Here is an 18,536-nt window from a genome sequence, read left to right as displayed (position 1 = left end):
AACATTCTCGGACTAATCGATCAGGTGCCTCAGAACACCATCTACGCTCTGCTTGAGCGAAAGATGGCTCGTATCGAGAATCTCAAAGCCGATTGCCTGGGCTTCGTGGCGCAGATAGGCGGCCCAGTTCATCATGTTCGCATCGGCAAGCTCCGGCTGGCCCCGCTCGACGGACAGGCGATGTCTCCTGGTTGCATCATCGCAATCGATCAAGATGATACGATAGTCATCGAGGCTGGCAGCCACAGCCGCCTCGACGATGAAGGATGGCCGCATCTGCCCCTCGAAAAGAACGGCCCTGCCCTTCTGTGCCTGCGGCACGAGCCGTGCCAGCCATTCGATGGTCTTGTCGCGCTGCCATGCCTCGGGCGAACCATGATCCCTGGCCATGGCCTCAAGCGACGGTACGCCGATGCTGTCGAAATGATAGACGGCTAATGTCTCCGCGCTGTCCCTGGCGATCGCCTCCGCGATAGCAGTCTTTCCCGAGCCGGAAGCGCCGGTCAGAATGATCAAGCTCATGCGAACCTCCGAATGCAAAAAGGCCCCGCTGTTTCCAGCGGGGCCTTCTTATAAAGGAATAATCCTGAGATTACTCGACGATGGATGCGACGATGCCTGCGCCGACGGTACGGCCGCCTTCGCGGATTGCGAAGCGAAGCTTTTCTTCCATCGCGATCGGAACGATCAGCTCGACGGCAACCGTCACGTTGTCGCCAGGCATAACCATTTCCGTGCCTTCCGGAAGCGTCACGATGCCCGTCACGTCCGTCGTACGGAAGTAGAACTGCGGACGGTAGTTCGTGAAGAACGGCGTATGACGGCCGCCTTCTTCCTTCGTCAGGATGTAGGCTTCTGCCATGAACTTCTTGTGCGGCTTGACGGAACCCGGCTTGCACAGGATCTGACCACGCTCAACGCCGTCACGGTTAACACCGCGGATCAGCGCGCCGATGTTGTCGCCGGCCTGGCCCTGATCGAGCAGCTTGCGGAACATTTCAACGCCGGTAACCGTCGTCTTCGACGTCGGACGAATGCCGACGATTTCGACTTCTTCACCAACCTTGACGATACCACGCTCGACGCGGCCCGTCACAACCGTACCACGGCCAGAGATCGAGAACACGTCTTCGATCGGCATCAGGAACGGCTGGTCGATCGGACGCTCTGGCGTCGGGATGTAGGCGTCAACCTGAGCCATCAGCTCGCGGATCGCGTCTTCGCCGATCTTCTTGTCCGAATCTTCAAGTGCAGCAAGCGCCGAACCCTTGACGACCGGGATATCGTCGCCCGGGAAGTCGTAAGACGACAGAAGTTCGCGAACTTCGAGCTCGACGAGCTCGAGAAGTTCTGCGTCGTCAACCTGGTCGACCTTGTTCAGGAACACCACGATCGCCGGAACGCCAACCTGGCGAGCAAGCAGGATGTGCTCGCGCGTCTGCGGCATCGGGCCGTCAGCGGCAGAGCAAACCAGGATCGCGCCGTCCATCTGCGCGGCACCCGTGATCATGTTCTTGACGTAGTCGGCGTGGCCGGGGCAGTCAACGTGCGCATAGTGACGGTTCGGCGTCTCGTATTCAACGTGGGCCGTCGAGATCGTGATACCACGAGCCTTCTCTTCCGGAGCCGCGTCGATCTGGTCGTACGCCTTGAACTCGCCGAAGTACTTCGTGATCGCTGCCGTCAAGGACGTCTTGCCGTGGTCAACGTGACCGATCGTACCGATGTTAACGTGCGGCTTATTGCGCTCAAACTTACTCTTTGCCATTTGAATGCTTCCTGTGAACGTAATGAGTGACCCCGGCGAACCGGTTTAGTGCCGCCGTTTAAGGCTTTCGTCGCATTTGCGCAAGACTTAATTGCAGCCCCTATTCCGGGCGAAGCCTGGTTGACGGCGGATGATCTCAAGCCTTCAACATTCCTTCGCCGCGCAAGGTTCGCCGGTCGATCCGGTAAGATGTAAAAGCATTTGCCGGTTCAGGCGCTTAGATAGGAGCGCTAAGGAAGGAATTCCAGATGTCCGGCGCGTGAAGCCCGGCCAGACATCTGGCCGCTACACAACAAAACGCGCCCTCGCCCATCGGCGGGAGCGCGCAATCGCTAAACGACAATGATCGCTCACTGCCACGATCGGTATTGCGATCCGGCGGCGTCCGCAATGGGCCGACCGCCGGGACGAAAAACGATCAATCGAGAAGATCGGCCGGCACCTTGCCGCCATTGTCGGCAAGCTTCTGCAAAAGAGCTTTGTGAAGGAACATGTTCATCTTGGCGGAGTCACCGGCATCGCCGGTATAGCCAAGCTCCTGCGCCAACTCCTTGCGCTCCGAAAGGCTCGCATCCATGCCGAGCGCCTTCATCAGGTCGACGATCGAATGTTTCCAGTCCAGCTTCTGACCGCTCTTCTTGACGGCGGCGTCGAGGATCGAGGCGACATCCACTGGCGCGGATGGAGCGCTCGTCGCGGGCGAGGTTGCCGCCGTGGTCGACGAAGGAGCCGGCGTCGACGCAGGTTCCGGATTGGCGGTTGCGGCGGTGGTCGTCGGTGCAGGCGCGGCCTCGGCAGCCTTTGCCTCTCCCCAGATTGCACCCTTGATCTTGTCGAAGATACCCATTTGCGCTCTCCCGTTTCGGTTGCCTGAGCAATATCTATCGCTCGCGGGGATTTAAGCAACCCTTCGTGTCAAATATGCAAAGATGGGAGTCGCACCACCTAATGAGGTCAATAAGTCGGAGACGCCTGGAGGGTAGATTGCCGAATTCTGCAAGTGCAGCTATGCGATAACGTCAAGCCGCGGATTAACGTCATTGACCTCGACCTGGAGATCATTGCCGAGGTCAAATAACGACAAAACTTACTAGCGTTCGCGATGAACTAAGGACTGTGTAAGCAAATTTGTCACCGCCCAATCTGGTAGTGGATCGTCAATCAGGCCAGCGCCATCAAGGGGACCGGTCGCTTTGCATGAAGGACAAAATACGATCGATTGATTTCCGACCTCCGCCGCGTGCAATTCAATCGTGCACCTTTGACAGGTCTGATGGCGAACATTTTTGTTTGGCACAATAGGCCTCCTTTGAATTGAAGGCCCGACACGAACTCGGCTTGAGAAGTTCGGGGGTGGACGGAAAACCTCGGCCCGAGGCTCTTTACCCGTCTCACGATATTTAAAAGCCCTCAAAGAACAATTCAAGAGGAAGAGAGAGTAGCCCTCGGGAAGAGCATCTTGGATGGCCCTTGCCAAAGGCAATTGGCCACATAGTGACATGGGATATAACTAAATGACTGAAATAGCTGGAGCGGGTAGCGGGAATCGAACCCGCGTATTCAGCTTGGAAGGCTGCTGCTCTACCATTGAGCTATACCCGCGCGGGTGGCCAAGATCCTGTCCGGAATGGTGGAGGGAGTTGGATTTGAACCAACGTAGGCTGAGCCAACGGATTTACAGTCCGTCCCCTTTAACCACTCGGGCATCCCTCCAGTATTCCGACTGGATCTTGCGACCAAGTTGCTAGACCGTGGCGTCGCCGCTTCGATCTGCGCCGCGTATATGGCCGGACCACTTCCTTCTGTCAACACAAGGAATTGCCAAAAATGACAAAAAAATTTCAGCCCGTGGAAAAAGTCCACAGGTCAAAGAGGGCTATGCGCTCGCGGACACGCTGGTTATAAAGCCGCATGAGCAAAGATAAAACACCCGGCCACCAGGGCCAAGACAACACCGCCGGCGACAAGTCCGCCAAGGACGCCCACTACGCCACCCTGCGGCGCGCGCATCGCGACGCCAAGCGCGAGCGTGGCGAAATCCCAACGCCGGCGCCGCAGAAGCGCAAGAAGGCCGGCGCCGACGACTGGAAGCCGCCGGCGCTCGCGCCCGATCAGGTCTTTCTCTATGGCCTGCATACGGTTCGCGCGGCGCTGAGCAACCCTCAGCGCAAGAACATCAAGCTGTCCACGACGCAGAATGCGCTGGTGCGCCTGGAAGTCGGCCCGGTCGATCAACTCGGCATCCCGGTCGAGATCGTCTCGCCGCAGGATATCGACAAGGTGCTTGGCCCGGAAGCGATCCATCAGGGTGTGATGCTGGAGACGCGTCCCCTGCCCGTGCGCCGTCTCGAGGCGCTGAAGGACAGCCCGCTATTGCTCGTTCTCGATCAGGTGACCGACCCGCACAATGTCGGCGCCATCATGCGCTCGGCCGTCGCTTTCGATGCGGGCGCCGTCATCACGACGCAGCGCCACAGCCCGACCGAATCGGGCGTGATGGCAAAGTCGGCCTCGGGCGCGCTCGAACTCATACCTTATATACAGATCACCAATCTCGCGGATGCGCTCAGCGAGCTACACCGGCTCGGCTTCACGACGATCGGGCTCGATTCGGAAGGCCCGGCACCGCTGGAAGGCACCTTCAGCGGTGACAAGATCGCCCTCGTGCTCGGCTCCGAGGGCAAGGGCCTGCGCCAGAAGACGCGCGAAACGGTGAGTGCGCTTGCCCGGCTCGACATGCCGGGCGCGATCAAATCGCTCAATGTCTCGAACGCAGCCGCGATCGCGCTATATGCGACGCGGTCCTATCTCAAATCATAGTGACGCCTGTGGCGGCCGCAGCACGTTGGGAGAATTTGCTTTGATCCGTCTTCTCGGTCTAGCGGCGGTTTCCGCCGCCTTTGCTTTGACAGCGGTCCTGCCGGCGCGCGCCGCCGATGACGAAATGGTCCAGGCGCAGGCCGGTCAATGGCTGGTCGCACCCGAAAGCGGCGCCAAGGGCTGCCGCCTGACCTTCGGAACGAACACTGCTTCCGGCGGCTACGAAATCACCGGGGCGGATGCCTGCACGACGCCCCTGCCCGCTCTCGCTAAGGCCAAGATCTGGAATTTCACCGACGACGGTTCGCTTGCCATCGCCGATGCCGAGGGCAAGCCGCTCATGCGCTTCCAGCAGGAGGAAGGCTCGCCGTGGGAAAGCGAAGGCGGCGACCCGACCTGGCTGCTGCCGGCGCTCGGCGACGTCGATCACGTGCCGACTGCCGCAAGCCTTGCCGGTGCGTGGCGCATCCAGACACCGGACGGCAAGCCCGTCTGCGATATCACGCTCACCACCGACAAGGATCAGGACGGCACGGCCAAGATGTCACCGGCCAGTGATTGCGCCAGTGAAGTCGGCGACCTCAAGCTCTCCCTCTGGGCGACGGAAGGTTTCGGGCTTGTCATGCTGGGCAATGACGGCTCCTCACTCTCCTTCGATATGAAGCCCGACGGCAGCTTCCAGAAATCCGAGGAAGAAGAAGGCGAACCGCTGCTGCTGGTCCGCAAATAGAGCCGCTGAACCATGCCCAAGCGCGCTGCGGCTTGACGTATCAGAAATGTGACTATGTTTTTTTAAACCGGCATGAGGTCGGCAAAGAGTGTCACATAAGCGGACGGGTGCGGCGCGCATGGTACCATCGAATATCCGAAAATTCATTTTCCACGACCTTCGCAGCGTGGAGGGATATATCGATCCACCGGACGCCCTCGTTTTTCTTTCACTCCTCGAATGCCAGAGACAACACGGCCTTCATGGCGGCCTGGCCGAAATCGGCATCTATTTCGGACGATCCTATTTTCTCCTGAAGAAGATCGCCGCGCCCAACGAAGATGTTCTCGGCATCGATCTCTTCGACATCGGTAACGTGTCGGATGGCACGTCGGACCAATATCGTCTGTTTCTTGAACACGGAGATCGGCTCGGCCTGCCCGTCGACGAGGAGATGCTGCTTGTCGGTGACAGCAGGACGTTCTCTGCGGAGGAGATTACGGACAAGATCGGTGCGGTGCGTTTCTTCAGCGTCGACGGCGGGCACAGCCTGCCCAATCTCGTCTCCGACAGCCATCTGGCCCGGGACACGGTTGCGGATCATGGCATCATCGTCTTCGACGATACGTTCAATCCGGCCTGGCCGGAAGTGACTGTCGGCATGGCGGATTTCATCCGCGATAACGACGATGCTTTTTCGACCTTCTGCATGACGAAGTACAAAACCTACGTCTGCCGTCGCGAGTTTCACGACTTCTATCGTGCGGCCATAGAGCAGGCTCCGCATCTCGGAGCATTCGAACTGGCCGACACGCATTTTCTCGGATGCGATGCCATACGCCTGCACAACCCCTTCAGCCGCCGCCTTCTTTACGAGCTTATGACCCGCTCAGGCATGGGCGCCCTATCCGAGCGCGCCTATCGCTGCCAGTAGGTTGGATTGGCAATGCTCAGCGAAGCAACATCGGCGCCGGATGCCAGGCCGATTGCCGCAAGGGCAACCTCTCGGTAACCGGACATCCGTCTTGCAGCTTTGCCCATGAGGTGACATTCAGATTCATCTCGCATTGCGCAAGATAACTCTTGTCGCCCACGGTCATGCAGGCGATCTCGCCGACCGCATGCTGCTTTCCATCCGTATTTTTGCAGTAGCAATTTTCGCCAGCTGAAACCGACGCGCTTGCAATCACCGCGATCACGACAAGCGGCAATCCCAAGACGACATGCCTCGATATCTCGCGCATGAACGCATCCTCACCCGCCATTGACGAGCGAAGTCTATGCCTATTTCCGGCGTTGTAAAAGTTCCGGCATTTCAGCCGATGACCGGCCCCCGCTCCACCACGAGCTTCTGCACGGCAAGACAGCTCGAAACGCGCAGGCAGGATCAGTGAATCGCAGGGTCCGCTTCGTCGAAGAACGACCTGATTCCATCGCGAGCGATCGTCGCCAGGAACTCATCGAATGCCTCGCGATCGGTCGCGAAGGGTTCCTCCCATTCGATCAGATCTTCTTCCGGAGTGATGACCTCCATCCTCCAGTCGGCGTTGGTGCCGGCCGGGCGAAAGATATCGACCAGGACGGTCACGCCATCGTCGGTGAATTCACCCGAAAGCTCGGAGTGTTCGAGTTTAGGCTTCTTGGGCTTGCTCGGCATATGGTTCCAGGCACACGGATATAATATTGATGACTGTTACGAGCGTTCGGAGCTCGTTAGCAACGACATATTATGTCTCTGCCGCCGGTTTTCCATACCAGAGATGAAACGATCGATGATTTTCAGCAAAAAATTCTGGTGCCCCCGGCAGGGTTCGAACCCGCGACCCCCTGATTACAAATCAGGTGCTCTACCAACTGAGCTACAAGGGCGTATCGGCATGCCAAGTAACAGATTTTGAAATCCTGTAAAGGGAAAATCGGTCGATCCGCGTCAAAGCTGGGGATCGGCGATTCACCAGTTCAAGCGAAACGTCTTGTCGCGGCAAGGGAATAACATTACGTAGAATCGCCATTCAAAGGACATTGCATGTCGCGCAATCTTCAATCCGTTTGTTTTCTCGCCTCCACCGCGCCAGAGGCTCAAGCGGCGCAGCAGGAGCTTATTCTCCTCTACGGCCAGACATCGCAGGAAGATGCGGATATCGTCGTGGCTCTCGGCGGCGACGGTTTCATGCTGCAGACGCTGCACAAGACGATGAATACGGGCAAACGCGTCTATGGCATGAACCGCGGGTCCATCGGCTTTCTGATGAACGACTACCGCACGGACGGCCTGGCCGAGCGCATCGAGGCGGCTGTCGAAAACGCGTTTCATCCCCTGCAGATGACCACGCGCAATGCTGATGGCAGCTCCTGCGTCGCGCTCGCCATCAACGAAGTCTCGCTGTTTCGCCAGTCCTATCAGACGGCAAAGCTGAAGGTGGAGATCGATGGGCGGGTCCGCCTGCCGGAACTGATCTGCGACGGGCTGATGGTGACGACACCGGCGGGCTCCACCGCCTACAATCTCTCCGCCCATGGCCCCATACTGCCGCTGGAAGCGCCGCTGCTCGCCATGACACCCGTCAGCGCCTTCCGTCCCCGCCGCTGGCGCGGCGCTCTTCTTCCGAACAAGGTGACGGTCGACATCACCGTACTCGAAGCAGAGAAGCGGCCGGTCAACGCGGCCGCCGACAATACCGAAGTCAAATCGGTTCTCGGCATCCAGATCCGGCAAAGCGAAGATACGACGGCTCGCATTCTATCCGATCCGGACAGATCATGGTCGGACAGGATTCTTGCGGAACAATTCTCGGATTGAGCGGGACATCTGCGCCAGGCCCAAGAGGCCGGAGGCAGTCAGGCAGGATGCACCATGAAAAAAGCCCCGTCTCCGGGGCTTTTTTCATGCTTGAACGGATGCGACCTTATTCGACGTCGTCGATGACGGCATCGGCAGCACCGCTGATGCGATGCGCAAGGGCTGCTTCCATGAACTCGTTGAGATCACCGTCCAGAACGTCGCTGGGCGCCGTGCTGGCAACACCGGTGCGCAGATCCTTGACGAGCTGGTAGGGCTGCAAGACGTAGGAGCGGATCTGGTGACCCCAGCCGATGTCCGTCTTCGAGGCGGCTTCGGCATTGGCAGCCTCTTCCCGCTTCATCAATTCGGCCTCATACATGCGGGCGCGCAGCATGTCCCAGGCCTTGGCGCGGTTCTTGTGCTGCGAACGTTCCTGCTGGCACTGCACGACGATCCCGGTCGGGATATGCGTGATGCGTACGGCCGAGTCGGTCGTGTTGACGTGCTGACCGCCGGCGCCCGACGATCGGTAGGTATCGATGCGGCAATCGCTTTCGTTGATCTCGATCTGGATCGAGTCGTCGACGACGGGGTAGACCCAGATCGACGAGAAAGACGTGTGACGGCGCGCGTTGCTGTCATAGGGCGAGATGCGCACCAGGCGGTGCACGCCCGATTCGGTCTTCAGCCAGCCGTAGGCATTGTGGCCCTTGACGAGCAGCGTCGCGGACTTGATGCCCGCTTCTTCACCGTCATGAACTTCGAGCAGCTCCACCTTGAAACGCTGGCGTTCGGCCCAGCGGGTGTACATGCGCAACAGCATGTTCGCCCAGTCCTGGCTCTCGGTACCGCCGGCGCCGGAGTGGACTTCGAGGTAGGTATCGTTCGAGTCGGCCTCGCCCGAGAGCATGGCTTCCACCTGCCGGCGTGCGGCTTCTGCCTTCAGGGCTTTCAGGGCGTCCTCGGCGTCGCGGACGACATCGGCGTCGCCCTCTTCCTCGCCAAGCTCAATCAGCTCGATATTGTCGGCAACCTGCTGCTCGAGCGCACGCACGCCGTTGATACCGTCATCAAGCTGCTGGCGCTCGCGCATCAGCTTCTGCGCTTCGGACGCATCGTTCCAGAGGGTCGGGTCCTCTGACTTGTTATTCAACCAGTCCAGTCGTCTTACCGCCTGATCCCAGTCAAAGATGCCTCCTCAGCAGGGTGATAGCCTGCTTGGTTTCGTCGACTATTTTCTCGATTTCGGCTCTCATGATCCTGCTTCTTCAGTTCGCCGCCCAGGACGAGCGACATTCAATTCTGGAGCTCTTCCGCTTATTTTCGAATCGCGAAAACGCTCAATCTTTTGTTTCTTGACGCATTCCTGACGGAAAACCGCTGCGCACTTTTCCCGGAAATGCTCTAGGAGTGCTGGTGACATAGATATACATGCCGCTGGTGTAAAGCCCCGCAGCACGATGATCGGAAAATTGGAAAGGATCAGAACAGGCCGCCCGATCCGGACGTGACAGCCTGGTTCGCCTGCGGCGAGGTACGCAGAATTTCCTCAGGCGCAACCTGCGCGGCCGCATCGCCGCCGCCAATGACCTGCAGGCTGGTGGCCGGGCCGGTGCCGGGCTTGAAGGCTTCCATGATGGCATTCGGCTCGCCGGGCTGTGCGGCCATGCCAGTGGCGCGGTTAACGGCGACCATGGTCATGCCGGCCGGAACCTGGAATTTCTCCGGCGCCTCGTCCTTGGTGGCAGCCTGCATGAATTCGTTGAAGATCGGTGCCGCGAGCGCGCCGCCCGTGCCGCCACGGCCGAGCGTGGCCGGCGTGTCGTAGCCGATGTAGAGACCGGCGACGAGGCTCGGCGTGAAGCCGACAAACCAGGCGTCCTTCTCATCGTTCGTGGTGCCGGTCTTGCCGGCGACATCAGTGTTGAGCTTGATCTTGCCGGCGGCCGTGCCGCGGATGATGACGCCCTGCATCATCGACGTAACCTGATAGGCCGTCATCGGGTCGAGCACCTGTTCACGGTTGTCGGCGATGACAGGCTCGTCCTGGTTCTGCCAGGCGTTGACGTTGCAATTATCGCAGACGCGTTCCTCATGTTTGAAGATGGTCTTGCCGTAACGGTCCTGAATGCGGTCGATCAGCGTCGGCTTGATCTGCTTGCCGCCATTGGCGATGACCGAATAGGCAGACACCATGCGCAACACGGTCGTTTCGCCGGCACCGAGCGACATGGCGAGCACAGGGTTCATATGGTCGTAGATGCCGAAGCGCTCGGCATATTCGGCAACCAGCGGCATGCCCATGTCGGAAGCAAGACGGACCGTCATCAGGTTGCGCGAGTGCTCGATCGCGAAACGAAGCGTATGGACGCCACCGCCCTCGCCTTCGTAGTTGGTCGGCTTCCACACATCGCCATTGCTGAGCGTGATCTGCAGCGGATCGTCGAGAATGACCGAGGCCGGCGTATAGCCGTTATCCATCGCAGCCGCGTAGACGAAAGGCTTGAACGACGAGCCCGGCTGGCGCTTGGCCTGCGTGGCGCGATTAAATTCCGACTGCGCGTAGGAGAAGCCACCGACCATGGCGAGCACACGGCCCGTATGCGGGTCCATGGCGACCAGGCCGCCCTGCACCTTCGGCGGCTGGCGCAGGCGATAGCTGCTCGAATCGGCATTACCGGTCTTCTGCACATAGATCACGTCGCCCGGGCTCAGGACGCCACTGGGCGATTTGACGGACTTACCGCCGGCCGAGCGATAGGCCCAGCGCATGTCGGCGGGAGCGATCGTGCCGCGCGTCCGCTCCGTCGATACCTTGCCGGCGGCATCGACGCGCGGCTGCAAGCCGATATCGACACCTTGATCCGATACGGACAGGACAACAGCGACCTGCCATTCCGGCACATCGCTCAGGCTTGGAACCTTGGCAAGCTCGGCGCCCCAATCCTGCGAGGTGGCAATCTGCTTGACCGGGCCGCGATAACCGCGACGCTCGTCATAATCGACCAGACCATCCTGCAACGCCTTGCGAGCTTCGAGCTGCATCTGCGGATCGAGCGACGTACGAACGGAAAGGCCACCTTCATAGAGGGTCTTTTCGCCATATTGGTCGATCAGCTGGCGACGAACCTCTTCGGCAAAATAGTCGGAGGCAAAGAGCGAAGGGCCGCTCTTCGGCGGTACGACGCCGAGCGGCTGCTTCTTTGCCTCTTCGCCGTCGCTCTGGCTGACATAGCCATTCTCGACCATGCGGTCGATCACCCAGTTGCGGCGGGTCAGCGCTGCCTCGGCCCGGCGGAAGGGATTGTAGTTCGACGGGCCTTTCGGAAGCGATGCTAGATAGGCCGATTCGGCAATGGTCAGTTCGTTGACCGACTTGTCGAAATAGGTGAGAGCGGCGCCGGCAATGCCGTAGGAATTGAGGCCGAAATAGATCTCGTTCAGGTAGAGTTCGAGGATCTTGTCCTTGCTGTAGGCCTGCTCGATGCGGAAGGAGAGAATCGCTTCCTTGATCTTGCGGTCGAACGTCTGGTCGGCGGACAGCAGGAAGTTCTTGGCGACCTGCTGCGTGATGGTGGACGCGCCGACGAAGCGGCGGCCGGAACCGATATTCTGCAGGTTCACGGCCACGGCGCGGATCAGACCGCCGACATCGACGCCGGGATGGTTGTAGAAATTCTTGTCTTCAGCCGAAAGGAAAGCCGCCTTGACGCGATCGGGAATCGCCTGGATCGGCACGAAAAGCCGGTTCTCGCGCGAATATTCCTTCATCAGCGCACCGTTGCCGGCGTGAATGCGCGTCGTTACCGGCGGCGCGTATTTGGCAAGCACCTCGTAGTCGGGCAGTTCCTTCGAGACCACGCTCAGATAGATGGCAGCCGCAGCCGCTGCACCCAGAAACAGGAGGCAGCCGAGGCCAAAGAAATATCCAATCAGTCTGATCATCTGATACTACCGGTGCTTGTTCTTCATGCGGCACGTGCGCGAGATCATCGCATAGTCACGGGCGTTTTGCACGCTCGCGGCGTGAATGCAAGACGGCAATGGGACAAAGCCATGCTTCATACGCGAGCAAATGATACTTCGCTGTAACGGCGGGAATGTGAGCAAAATAGGGCTCGCCGCCGGTATTCCAATTTCATCCAATTCTAAAGTGCATCGCTGTTACATGGAAGCCACGGCAGATCGCCCCATCCGGTGTCATCAGCCGCCGTTTGCGATAATCGATACGCGATACTGCTTCACCGCTTCCGTCAGCCGGTCGGCGACCTTCTGTCGCCAGTCGGCATCAAGTAGCAGCTTCTCATCCTCCTTGTTGGAGAGAAAGCCGAGTTCGAGCAGGATCGAGGGCACATCCGGCGCCGTCAGAACCTGAAAACCGGCATGGCGATGCGGATTGTTGATCATGGAGATCTGGCCATTGAACGAGGACAGTACATCCTGCGCCAGCGAAATGGAGAAGGCCTGGGTCTCGCGGCGTGTCAAATCCATCAGAATGTCATTGACGGCGGCCGGCTGCGTCTGGGCCTCGGCGCCGGCGATCTGATCGGAATTGTTTTCACGATCGGCCACTTCACTGGCGAGCCGGTCAGAGGCCTTGTCCGAGATAGTATAGACGGTCGCGCCGCGAATATCCTTCTGCTTCAGCGTATCGGCATGCAGCGAGATGAAGAGCGAGGCGCGATTCTGCCGGGCGATCGTCACACGTTCGGACAGGGACAGATACTGATCCTTGTCGCGCGTCAGGAAGGCCTTGATGCCAGGCTGCGCATTCAGCTTGTCGGCAAACATCTTCGCAAATGCGAGCGTGATGTCCTTTTCCTGCGTGACACCGTCCGTGCCGGTCGCGCCGGCATCGATACCGCCATGCCCGGCGTCGACGGCAACAAGGAATACATTCGGATCGGCTTTCTGGGTCGGCTCGACCGGACCGACGTCCTTGGCGGTATCGTCGCTGGTCCAGCTCTGTTTCTTCACCAGTTCGGCAAATTGTTCAGCCGGCAACATCTCGGCATCGAGCACAAGGCGCTGCCCCTTGCCGTTTTCATCGGCCTGAACCTTGGCCGTGACCAGCTTCACCGGTTTCTTTGCCGTCAGCACGATGCGGGCGCTGTCCGCATCCATCGTGCCGTAGCGAATGTCCTTGAAGAGGCCTGTCGGCTTGAGATTACCGGCCGGAAAGCCGAATGCTGTCGCCGGGAGATCGACGACGACACGGACGGGATTGTCAAGGTAGTGAACCGTGAAGGTAGGAGCTCGGTCCATGTCGATCACGATACGCGTGCGGGCATCGTCACCGGCAATGCGGGCGCCATAGGCAAGCACCGAATCATCCGCCGCCGCTACGGGCGCAAATGCCGAAACCGAAACGAGAATCACCAGGGCGAAGGCCGCCGCCACAAATCGCAAAGCCCTCACGCCAATCTCCGCCACATGCCGCAATCCCTTTACCAAGTGTCCAACGCGCCCCATATTGGTTTCGACGTTGTTTTTGAAGTCCCAATAACGGGAACCAGGTTTGACCTGTGATGGCTGCATCGATGATGCGCCGGGAGACGAATCGACAAGACACCCTCCAGCGTTCTCATCATCCGACGAATCCATCAATATTATGGCATACTTGGCTTTTCCCTTGCTATTGTGACAGATAAACCATACAACGCATATTAGGGTAGAAGTGTTGACGGGATAGAGTCGTCGCAAAGGCAGCCGCCTCCGAGTACCAGGCGCCAATAAGCGGCATTCATCCGCCGTCTGCAGTACTTCTGCTCGAAACAGTGGATATCTGAATTTCCGGTTTCAAACGGGAAATTCATCGGTGGAGAGCCACCAAACGCTCTTTAGAGAGCACATTCATCGGGCCCATTTGTGGGCCTAAGGCATAGTCGATCTCGCTTGGTTACGGATGCTACCGCAGCAGCTTTTTCAGGAAGTGAACAGACCCCAGGGATATGATGCCCCGGCTGCCGTCTGGATGCTGTCATCGCCGAACCAATCGCGACTTTCATTATCCGGTGCAACAATTGCGGATCATATCCGGCCTGTCCCTGCGACAGGCAGGCCCCCATCCGGTTGTCTGCGCCGAGGAGCACAGCTTTCATGGCAGACAAAATGCTTATCGATGCGTCTCACGAGGAAGAGACGCGCGTCGTTGTCGTTCGCGGGAACCGCATAGAAGAGTTTGACTTCGAGTCACAGCACAAGAAGCAAATTCGCGGCAACATCTATCTTGCAAAAGTAACGCGGGTAGAACCTTCGCTTCAGGCCGCTTTCGTCGATTACGGCGGCAACCGGCACGGCTTCCTGGCCTTTGCCGAAATCCATCCCGATTATTACCAGATCCCGCTTGCCGACCGTCAGGCGCTGCTGAAGGCCGAGGCCGAAGAACATCGCCGCGAAGACGATGTCGAGCATGTCGAGACGGCGCTTGATCTTTCGCAGCAGGAACAGCCCGATATCGGCATCGTGGCGAAGGAAGGCGAAGAAGCCGAGGTGCCGGCTGCGACCGGCGAAGAGGCTCCTGCCGCAGAGGCAGCCGCACCCGCCGAAGAAGCAGCTCCGGCCAAGAAGGCAAAGCCGCGCCGCAGCCGCAAGAAGGCGGTAGCAGACGCTCCCGCCGAAGAGACGCCCGCCCCCGAAGCAACGGCTGCCGTGGATGCGCCAAGCGACGAAGAAGAAGGACCGTCGGGCGAAATGGCCGCGATGGTCGAAACCGATTCGATCTCCGAGGATGTCGCGACCTCCAAGCGCCGCCACGATGACGACGATGATGACGACGATCACGACCATGAAGAGGAAGTGATCGAATCCGTCGGCGCCGAGGACGCGATGGAAGAAGTTCCGGATCGCACCCAGCGCAAGCCGCGCAAGCAGTACCGCATTCAGGAAGTCATCAAGCGCCGCCAGATCCTGCTGGTGCAGGTGGCCAAGGAAGAACGCGGCAACAAGGGTGCCGCACTCACCACCTATCTCTCGCTCGCAGGCCGCTATTCGGTGCTGATGCCGAACACGGCGCGCGGCGGCGGTATCTCCCGCAAGATTACCAATCCGCAGGACCGCAAGCGCCTGAAGGAAATCGCCAAGATGCTCGAAGTGCCGCAGGGCATGGGCGTCATCCTGCGCACCGCCGGTGCCAACCGCACCAAGGTCGAGGTAAAGCGCGATTTCGAATATCTGATGCGCCTGTGGGAAAATGTCCGTACGCTGACGCTCGCATCGACCGCGCCGTGCCTGGTCTATGAAGAAGGCAGCCTGATCAAGCGCTCGATCCGCGATCTCTACAACAAGGATATCGGCGAAATCATCGTTGCCGGCGAAGAAGGCTATCGTGAAGCGAAAGACTTCATGAAGATGCTGATGCCGAGCCACGCCAAGGTGGTTCAGCCCTATCGCGACATTCACCCGATCTTCTCGCGCTCCGGCATCGAAGCGCAGCTTGACCGCATGCTGCAGCCGCAGGTAACGCTGCGTTCGGGCGGCTACCTGATCATGAACCAGACGGAAGCGCTGGTCTCGATCGACGTCAACTCCGGCCGCTCGACCCGCGAACATTCGATCGAGGACACCGCACTCCAGACGAACCTGGAAGCCGCCGAGGAAATCGCGCGCCAGCTTCGCCTGCGCGACCTCGCCGGCCTGATCGTCATCGACTTCATCGACATGGAAGAAAAGCGCAACAACCGCGCCGTCGAGAAGAAGCTGAAGGAATGCCTGAAGAACGACCGCGCCCGCATCCAGGTTGGCCGCATCTCGCATTTCGGCCTTCTGGAAATGTCGCGCCAGCGCATCCGCGCTTCGGTTCTCGAAAGCACGACGCAGATCTGCTCGCATTGCGGCGGCACCGGCCACGTGCGCTCGCAGTCTTCCGTTGCCCTGCACGTCCTGCGCGGCATTGAGGAATACCTGCTCAAGAACACGACGCACGATATCACCGTGCGCACGACGCCGGACATCGCGCTCTATCTGCTCAACCACAAGCGCCAGACGATCATCGATTATGAAAGCCGCTTCGGCGTCGCGATCGTCATCGATGCCGACAATGCGGTTGGCACGCAGCACTTCGCGATCGACCGCGGCGAGCCGGTTGCCAATCCGGTGAAGATCGAAAGCCTGTTCAACTTCGCAGCCATCCCCGACGATGATGACGACGATATCGTCATCGAGGCGGATGAGGATGAAGACGAAGAGCTGGAAGAAAAGGCCGCAGGCGCCGAGCAACAGCCTGCTGCTCGCTCCGAAGGCAATGATGGTAACCGCAAGCGCAAGCGCCGTCGTCGGCGTCGTGGCCGCGGCAATGACGGCCAGGCTGCCTCGGCTTCCGATGACGCCTCCACGGCCAATGCTGCCGAGGATGCAGACGGAGAAGACGGTGACGACGATGATGCTGATGCCGGCGCGGAAAATGCCGCATCCGCCGGCGGCGACGATGACGCGCAGCAGAAGCGCAAGCGCCGTCGTCGCGGCAAGCGCGGTGGCCGCCGCAATCGTGAAAACGAAGGCAACGAACAGATTGCTGCAGGCGAGGAAGCTGGTTCCGACGAAGCTGATGACGCCGAAGCGGAAGATAGTGACGAAGCAACCGTAACGGTCGCCGAGATCGTCGTTGCCGAAGCCGAATCAGCCGTCGAGGCGCAGCCCGCCATGGCAGCGGTGGAAACAGCAGCCGTCGTCACCGAAGACGTCAAGCCCGCCAAGGGCCGCGGTCGCCGCAAGGCAAAGGCGGTCGAAGCATCTCCGGTCGAGACGCCTGTCGTCGACGAAGCGCCGACAGCAGATGTCGAAATCGAGGCAGTTGCCGAGGTCGCCGAAGTTCTGGACAATTCGGCCGAAGCGACAGCACCCGAGGCAGCTGAGGACGCAGCCAAGCCGGCCCGTGCCAACCGCGAATCCAACGTTTCCTCCTCTGCTCCGGTGGTAAAGTCGACCCGCACCAATGAAGGTGGCGAAGGCGACGGAGAGCCGACCAAGCCGAAGAAGGCCGGCTGGTGGCAGCGCCGCGGCTTCTTTTAAGAAGCCCGACCGCACATGATTTGACAAAATCCGGCCGTGGCGACGCGGCCGGATTTTTCGTTTCCGGCATCCGATGTATTCGCCCGTCATGCCGAAGCACGCCGCGCAAAAGCATGTCGCGGTCTTGCAATAGCGACGGGAAACAGATCGAGGGTCTAAGCCGAGAGAAGCGAGCCTCGGAGATCGCGACGCACTTTACGCATACGGCCTCGGGACTTGCGAAAGCACTTTCGCAAGCTGGCACAAGCTGTTGATTGCGGATTCTATTTCAGCCAGGCCGCCATGCGTTCGGTGGCTTCCTCGATCTCGGTATTCGAGCCGGCATAGGAAAAGCGCATTGCGCGATGTCCTTCCACGGGATCGAAATCGAGGCCGGGCGTGGCGGCGACATTGATTTCCGCCAGCATCTTTTGTGCAAAGACCATGCTGTCATTTGTGAAGCGGCTGACATCGACATAGGCGTAAAAAGCGCCATCCATCGGCGAGGCAATACGGAAGCCGATTTCCGGCAGCCGACGCATGAGGAAATCGCGGTTGCGACCGTAGCTCTCACGATAGACATCGAGTTCGGCGCCGGCGCCGAGCGCGGCCTCAGCGGCAATCTGCGACAATTCCGGCGCGGAAATGTAAAGACTCTGGGCCACGCGCTCGATGGGGCGGACCAGCCGTTCCGGCAAGACCATCCAGCCGATGCGCCAGCCGGTCATGCAGTAATATTTCGAGAAGGAATTGATGACGATTGCCTCGTCGGTCAGCTCCAGCGCGCTCGTCTCCTCGCCGACGAAAGTCAGCCCATGATAGATCTCGTCGGAGATGAAGGCGATGGAACGGTCGACGCAATAGTCGGCCAGCGCCTTCAGCGCCGCCCTGCCCGTCACCGTGCCTGTGGGATTGGCGGGGCTTGCGAGCAGCACGCCCTTCAGGCGCTTGCCGCTTGCTGCCTGTGCCGCCTCCAGGCTTTCGGGCGTGAGCGTAAACTGCGTTTCCTCGGTAACCGGCACTTCGACGACATCGAGGCCGAGTGCAGCCAGGATGTTGCGATAGGCCGGGTAGCCCGGCCGGGCGATGGCGACGCTATCGCCGGCATCGAACAAGGTCAGGAAGGCAAGATTGAAGCCGGCCGAGGAGCCCGTCGTAATCGCAATGCGCTTCGGATCGATGCTCAGGCCGTGGCGTGCCTGGTAATGGGCGGAGAGTGCCTGCCGCAAAGCCAGAGTGCCGAGCGCATCCGTATAGCCGATGCGGCCATGACCGAGAGCCGCCCGTGCTGCCTCCAGAGCCGCTTGAGGTGCGGGATGGGACGGCTGTCCGACAGCCATCGAGATGACCGAGTGTCCGGCCTGGCGTCGCCGCGTCGCTTCCGCCAGCACGTCCATGGCGTGGAAAGGTTCGACATCACTGCGCTTGGATAGGGAAAACAAGGTCAATTCTCTCTCGCATCGGATAGG

General features: G+C 59.7%; 14 protein-coding genes and 3 tRNA genes. 5 read left to right on the top strand and 12 right to left on the bottom strand.

Translation table 11 applies throughout. The features are described from left to right. Positions 1-12: 12 nt before the first annotated feature. The 5 genes from ABOK31_RS05200 to ABOK31_RS05180 form a co-directional block, all read right to left on the bottom strand. The gene (locus ABOK31_RS05200; RefSeq protein WP_349957994.1) at positions 13-522 is read right to left on the bottom strand and encodes a hypothetical protein; all 510 of its coding nucleotides are present in this window, start codon (positions 520-522) and stop codon (positions 13-15) included. A gap of 70 nt (positions 523-592) precedes the next feature. Continuing rightward, complete coding sequence (gene tuf, locus ABOK31_RS05195; protein WP_075852341.1) at positions 593-1,768, bottom strand: elongation factor Tu; 1,176 nt, start codon at positions 1,766-1,768, stop codon at positions 593-595. Positions 1,769-2,186: 418 nt separating this feature from the next. After that, positions 2,187-2,615 carry a DUF3597 domain-containing protein gene (locus ABOK31_RS05190; protein ID WP_174174427.1) on the bottom strand — a complete coding sequence of 143 codons (429 nt, stop codon included), beginning with the start codon at positions 2,613-2,615 and terminating at the stop codon, positions 2,187-2,189. Positions 2,616-3,296: 681 nt separating this feature from the next. Further along, a tRNA-Gly gene (locus ABOK31_RS05185) sits at positions 3,297-3,370 on the bottom strand. Between the two features lie 26 nt (positions 3,371-3,396). Then, a tRNA-Tyr gene (locus ABOK31_RS05180) sits at positions 3,397-3,481 on the bottom strand. 198 nt (positions 3,482-3,679) lie between these two features. Here ABOK31_RS05180 and rlmB point away from each other — a divergent pair. The 3 genes from rlmB (at position 3,680) to ABOK31_RS05165 (ending at position 6,231) form a co-directional block, all read left to right on the top strand. After that, complete coding sequence (gene rlmB, locus ABOK31_RS05175; RefSeq protein ID WP_349957992.1) at positions 3,680-4,588, top strand: 23S rRNA (guanosine(2251)-2'-O)-methyltransferase RlmB; 909 nt, start codon at positions 3,680-3,682, stop codon at positions 4,586-4,588. Positions 4,589-4,628: 40 nt separating this feature from the next. Next, positions 4,629-5,318, top strand: a complete 690-nt coding sequence (locus tag ABOK31_RS05170) for an AprI/Inh family metalloprotease inhibitor (protein WP_349957990.1) — start codon at positions 4,629-4,631, stop codon at positions 5,316-5,318. A gap of 118 nt (positions 5,319-5,436) precedes the next feature. Next, positions 5,437-6,231, top strand: a complete 795-nt coding sequence (locus ABOK31_RS05165; protein WP_349957989.1) for a class I SAM-dependent methyltransferase — start codon at positions 5,437-5,439, stop codon at positions 6,229-6,231. Between the two features lie 16 nt (positions 6,232-6,247). Here the strand turns inward: ABOK31_RS05165 and ABOK31_RS05160 are convergent, their stop codons facing one another. The 3 genes from ABOK31_RS05160 to ABOK31_RS05150 form a co-directional block, all read right to left on the bottom strand. Further along, positions 6,248-6,541, bottom strand: a complete 294-nt coding sequence (locus tag ABOK31_RS05160; protein WP_349957987.1) for a hypothetical protein — start codon at positions 6,539-6,541, stop codon at positions 6,248-6,250. 143 nt (positions 6,542-6,684) lie between these two features. Continuing rightward, positions 6,685-6,954 (bottom strand): hypothetical protein, encoded by a 270-nt coding sequence (locus ABOK31_RS05155; protein ID WP_015339580.1) that lies wholly within the window; start codon positions 6,952-6,954, stop codon positions 6,685-6,687. Between the two features lie 136 nt (positions 6,955-7,090). Continuing rightward, a tRNA-Thr gene (locus tag ABOK31_RS05150) sits at positions 7,091-7,166 on the bottom strand. Positions 7,167-7,323: 157 nt separating this feature from the next. On the opposite strand from ABOK31_RS05150, the gene ABOK31_RS05145 reads away from it, so the two are divergent. Continuing rightward, entirely contained in the window at positions 7,324-8,097 is a 774-nt protein-coding gene (locus ABOK31_RS05145) for an NAD kinase (RefSeq protein ID WP_349957985.1), read from the top strand. Positions 8,098-8,203: 106 nt separating this feature from the next. Here the strand turns inward: ABOK31_RS05145 and prfB are convergent. The 3 genes from prfB to ABOK31_RS05130 all read right to left on the bottom strand — a co-directional run bounded on the left by prfB (position 8,204) and on the right by ABOK31_RS05130 (position 13,497). Then, a protein-coding gene (gene prfB, locus ABOK31_RS05140) for a peptide chain release factor 2 (RefSeq protein ID WP_174174416.1) occupies positions 8,204-9,335 on the bottom strand; the annotation gives its coding sequence in 2 pieces (ribosomal slippage) (positions 8,204-9,265 and positions 9,267-9,335; 1,131 coding nt in all). 226 nt (positions 9,336-9,561) lie between these two features. After that, positions 9,562-12,024, bottom strand: a complete 2,463-nt coding sequence (locus ABOK31_RS05135; protein ID WP_174174414.1) for a penicillin-binding protein 1A — start codon at positions 12,022-12,024, stop codon at positions 9,562-9,564. Between the two features lie 258 nt (positions 12,025-12,282). Then, the gene (locus tag ABOK31_RS05130; protein WP_174174412.1) at positions 12,283-13,497 is read right to left on the bottom strand and encodes an N-acetylmuramoyl-L-alanine amidase; all 1,215 of its coding nucleotides are present in this window, start codon (positions 13,495-13,497) and stop codon (positions 12,283-12,285) included. Positions 13,498-14,178: 681 nt separating this feature from the next. Here ABOK31_RS05130 and ABOK31_RS05125 point away from each other — a divergent pair. Then, positions 14,179-17,088, top strand: a complete 2,910-nt coding sequence (locus ABOK31_RS05125) for a ribonuclease E/G (RefSeq protein ID WP_174174410.1) — start codon at positions 14,179-14,181, stop codon at positions 17,086-17,088. A 263-nt stretch (positions 17,089-17,351) separates the two neighbouring features. Here ABOK31_RS05125 and ABOK31_RS05120 read toward each other — a convergent pair whose 3' ends face one another. After that, positions 17,352-18,509: an aminotransferase class I/II-fold pyridoxal phosphate-dependent enzyme gene (locus ABOK31_RS05120; protein ID WP_174175013.1), complete on the bottom strand. Its 1,158-nt coding sequence runs from the start codon at positions 18,507-18,509 to the stop codon at positions 17,352-17,354. Between the last annotated feature and the right edge of the window lie 27 nt (positions 18,510-18,536).

Source organism: Rhizobium sp. ZPR4, assembly GCF_040215725.1.
Lineage (GTDB): Bacteria > Pseudomonadota > Alphaproteobacteria > Rhizobiales > Rhizobiaceae > Rhizobium > Rhizobium rhizogenes_D.
This window is presented reverse-complemented; position numbering and strand designations above follow the sequence as displayed.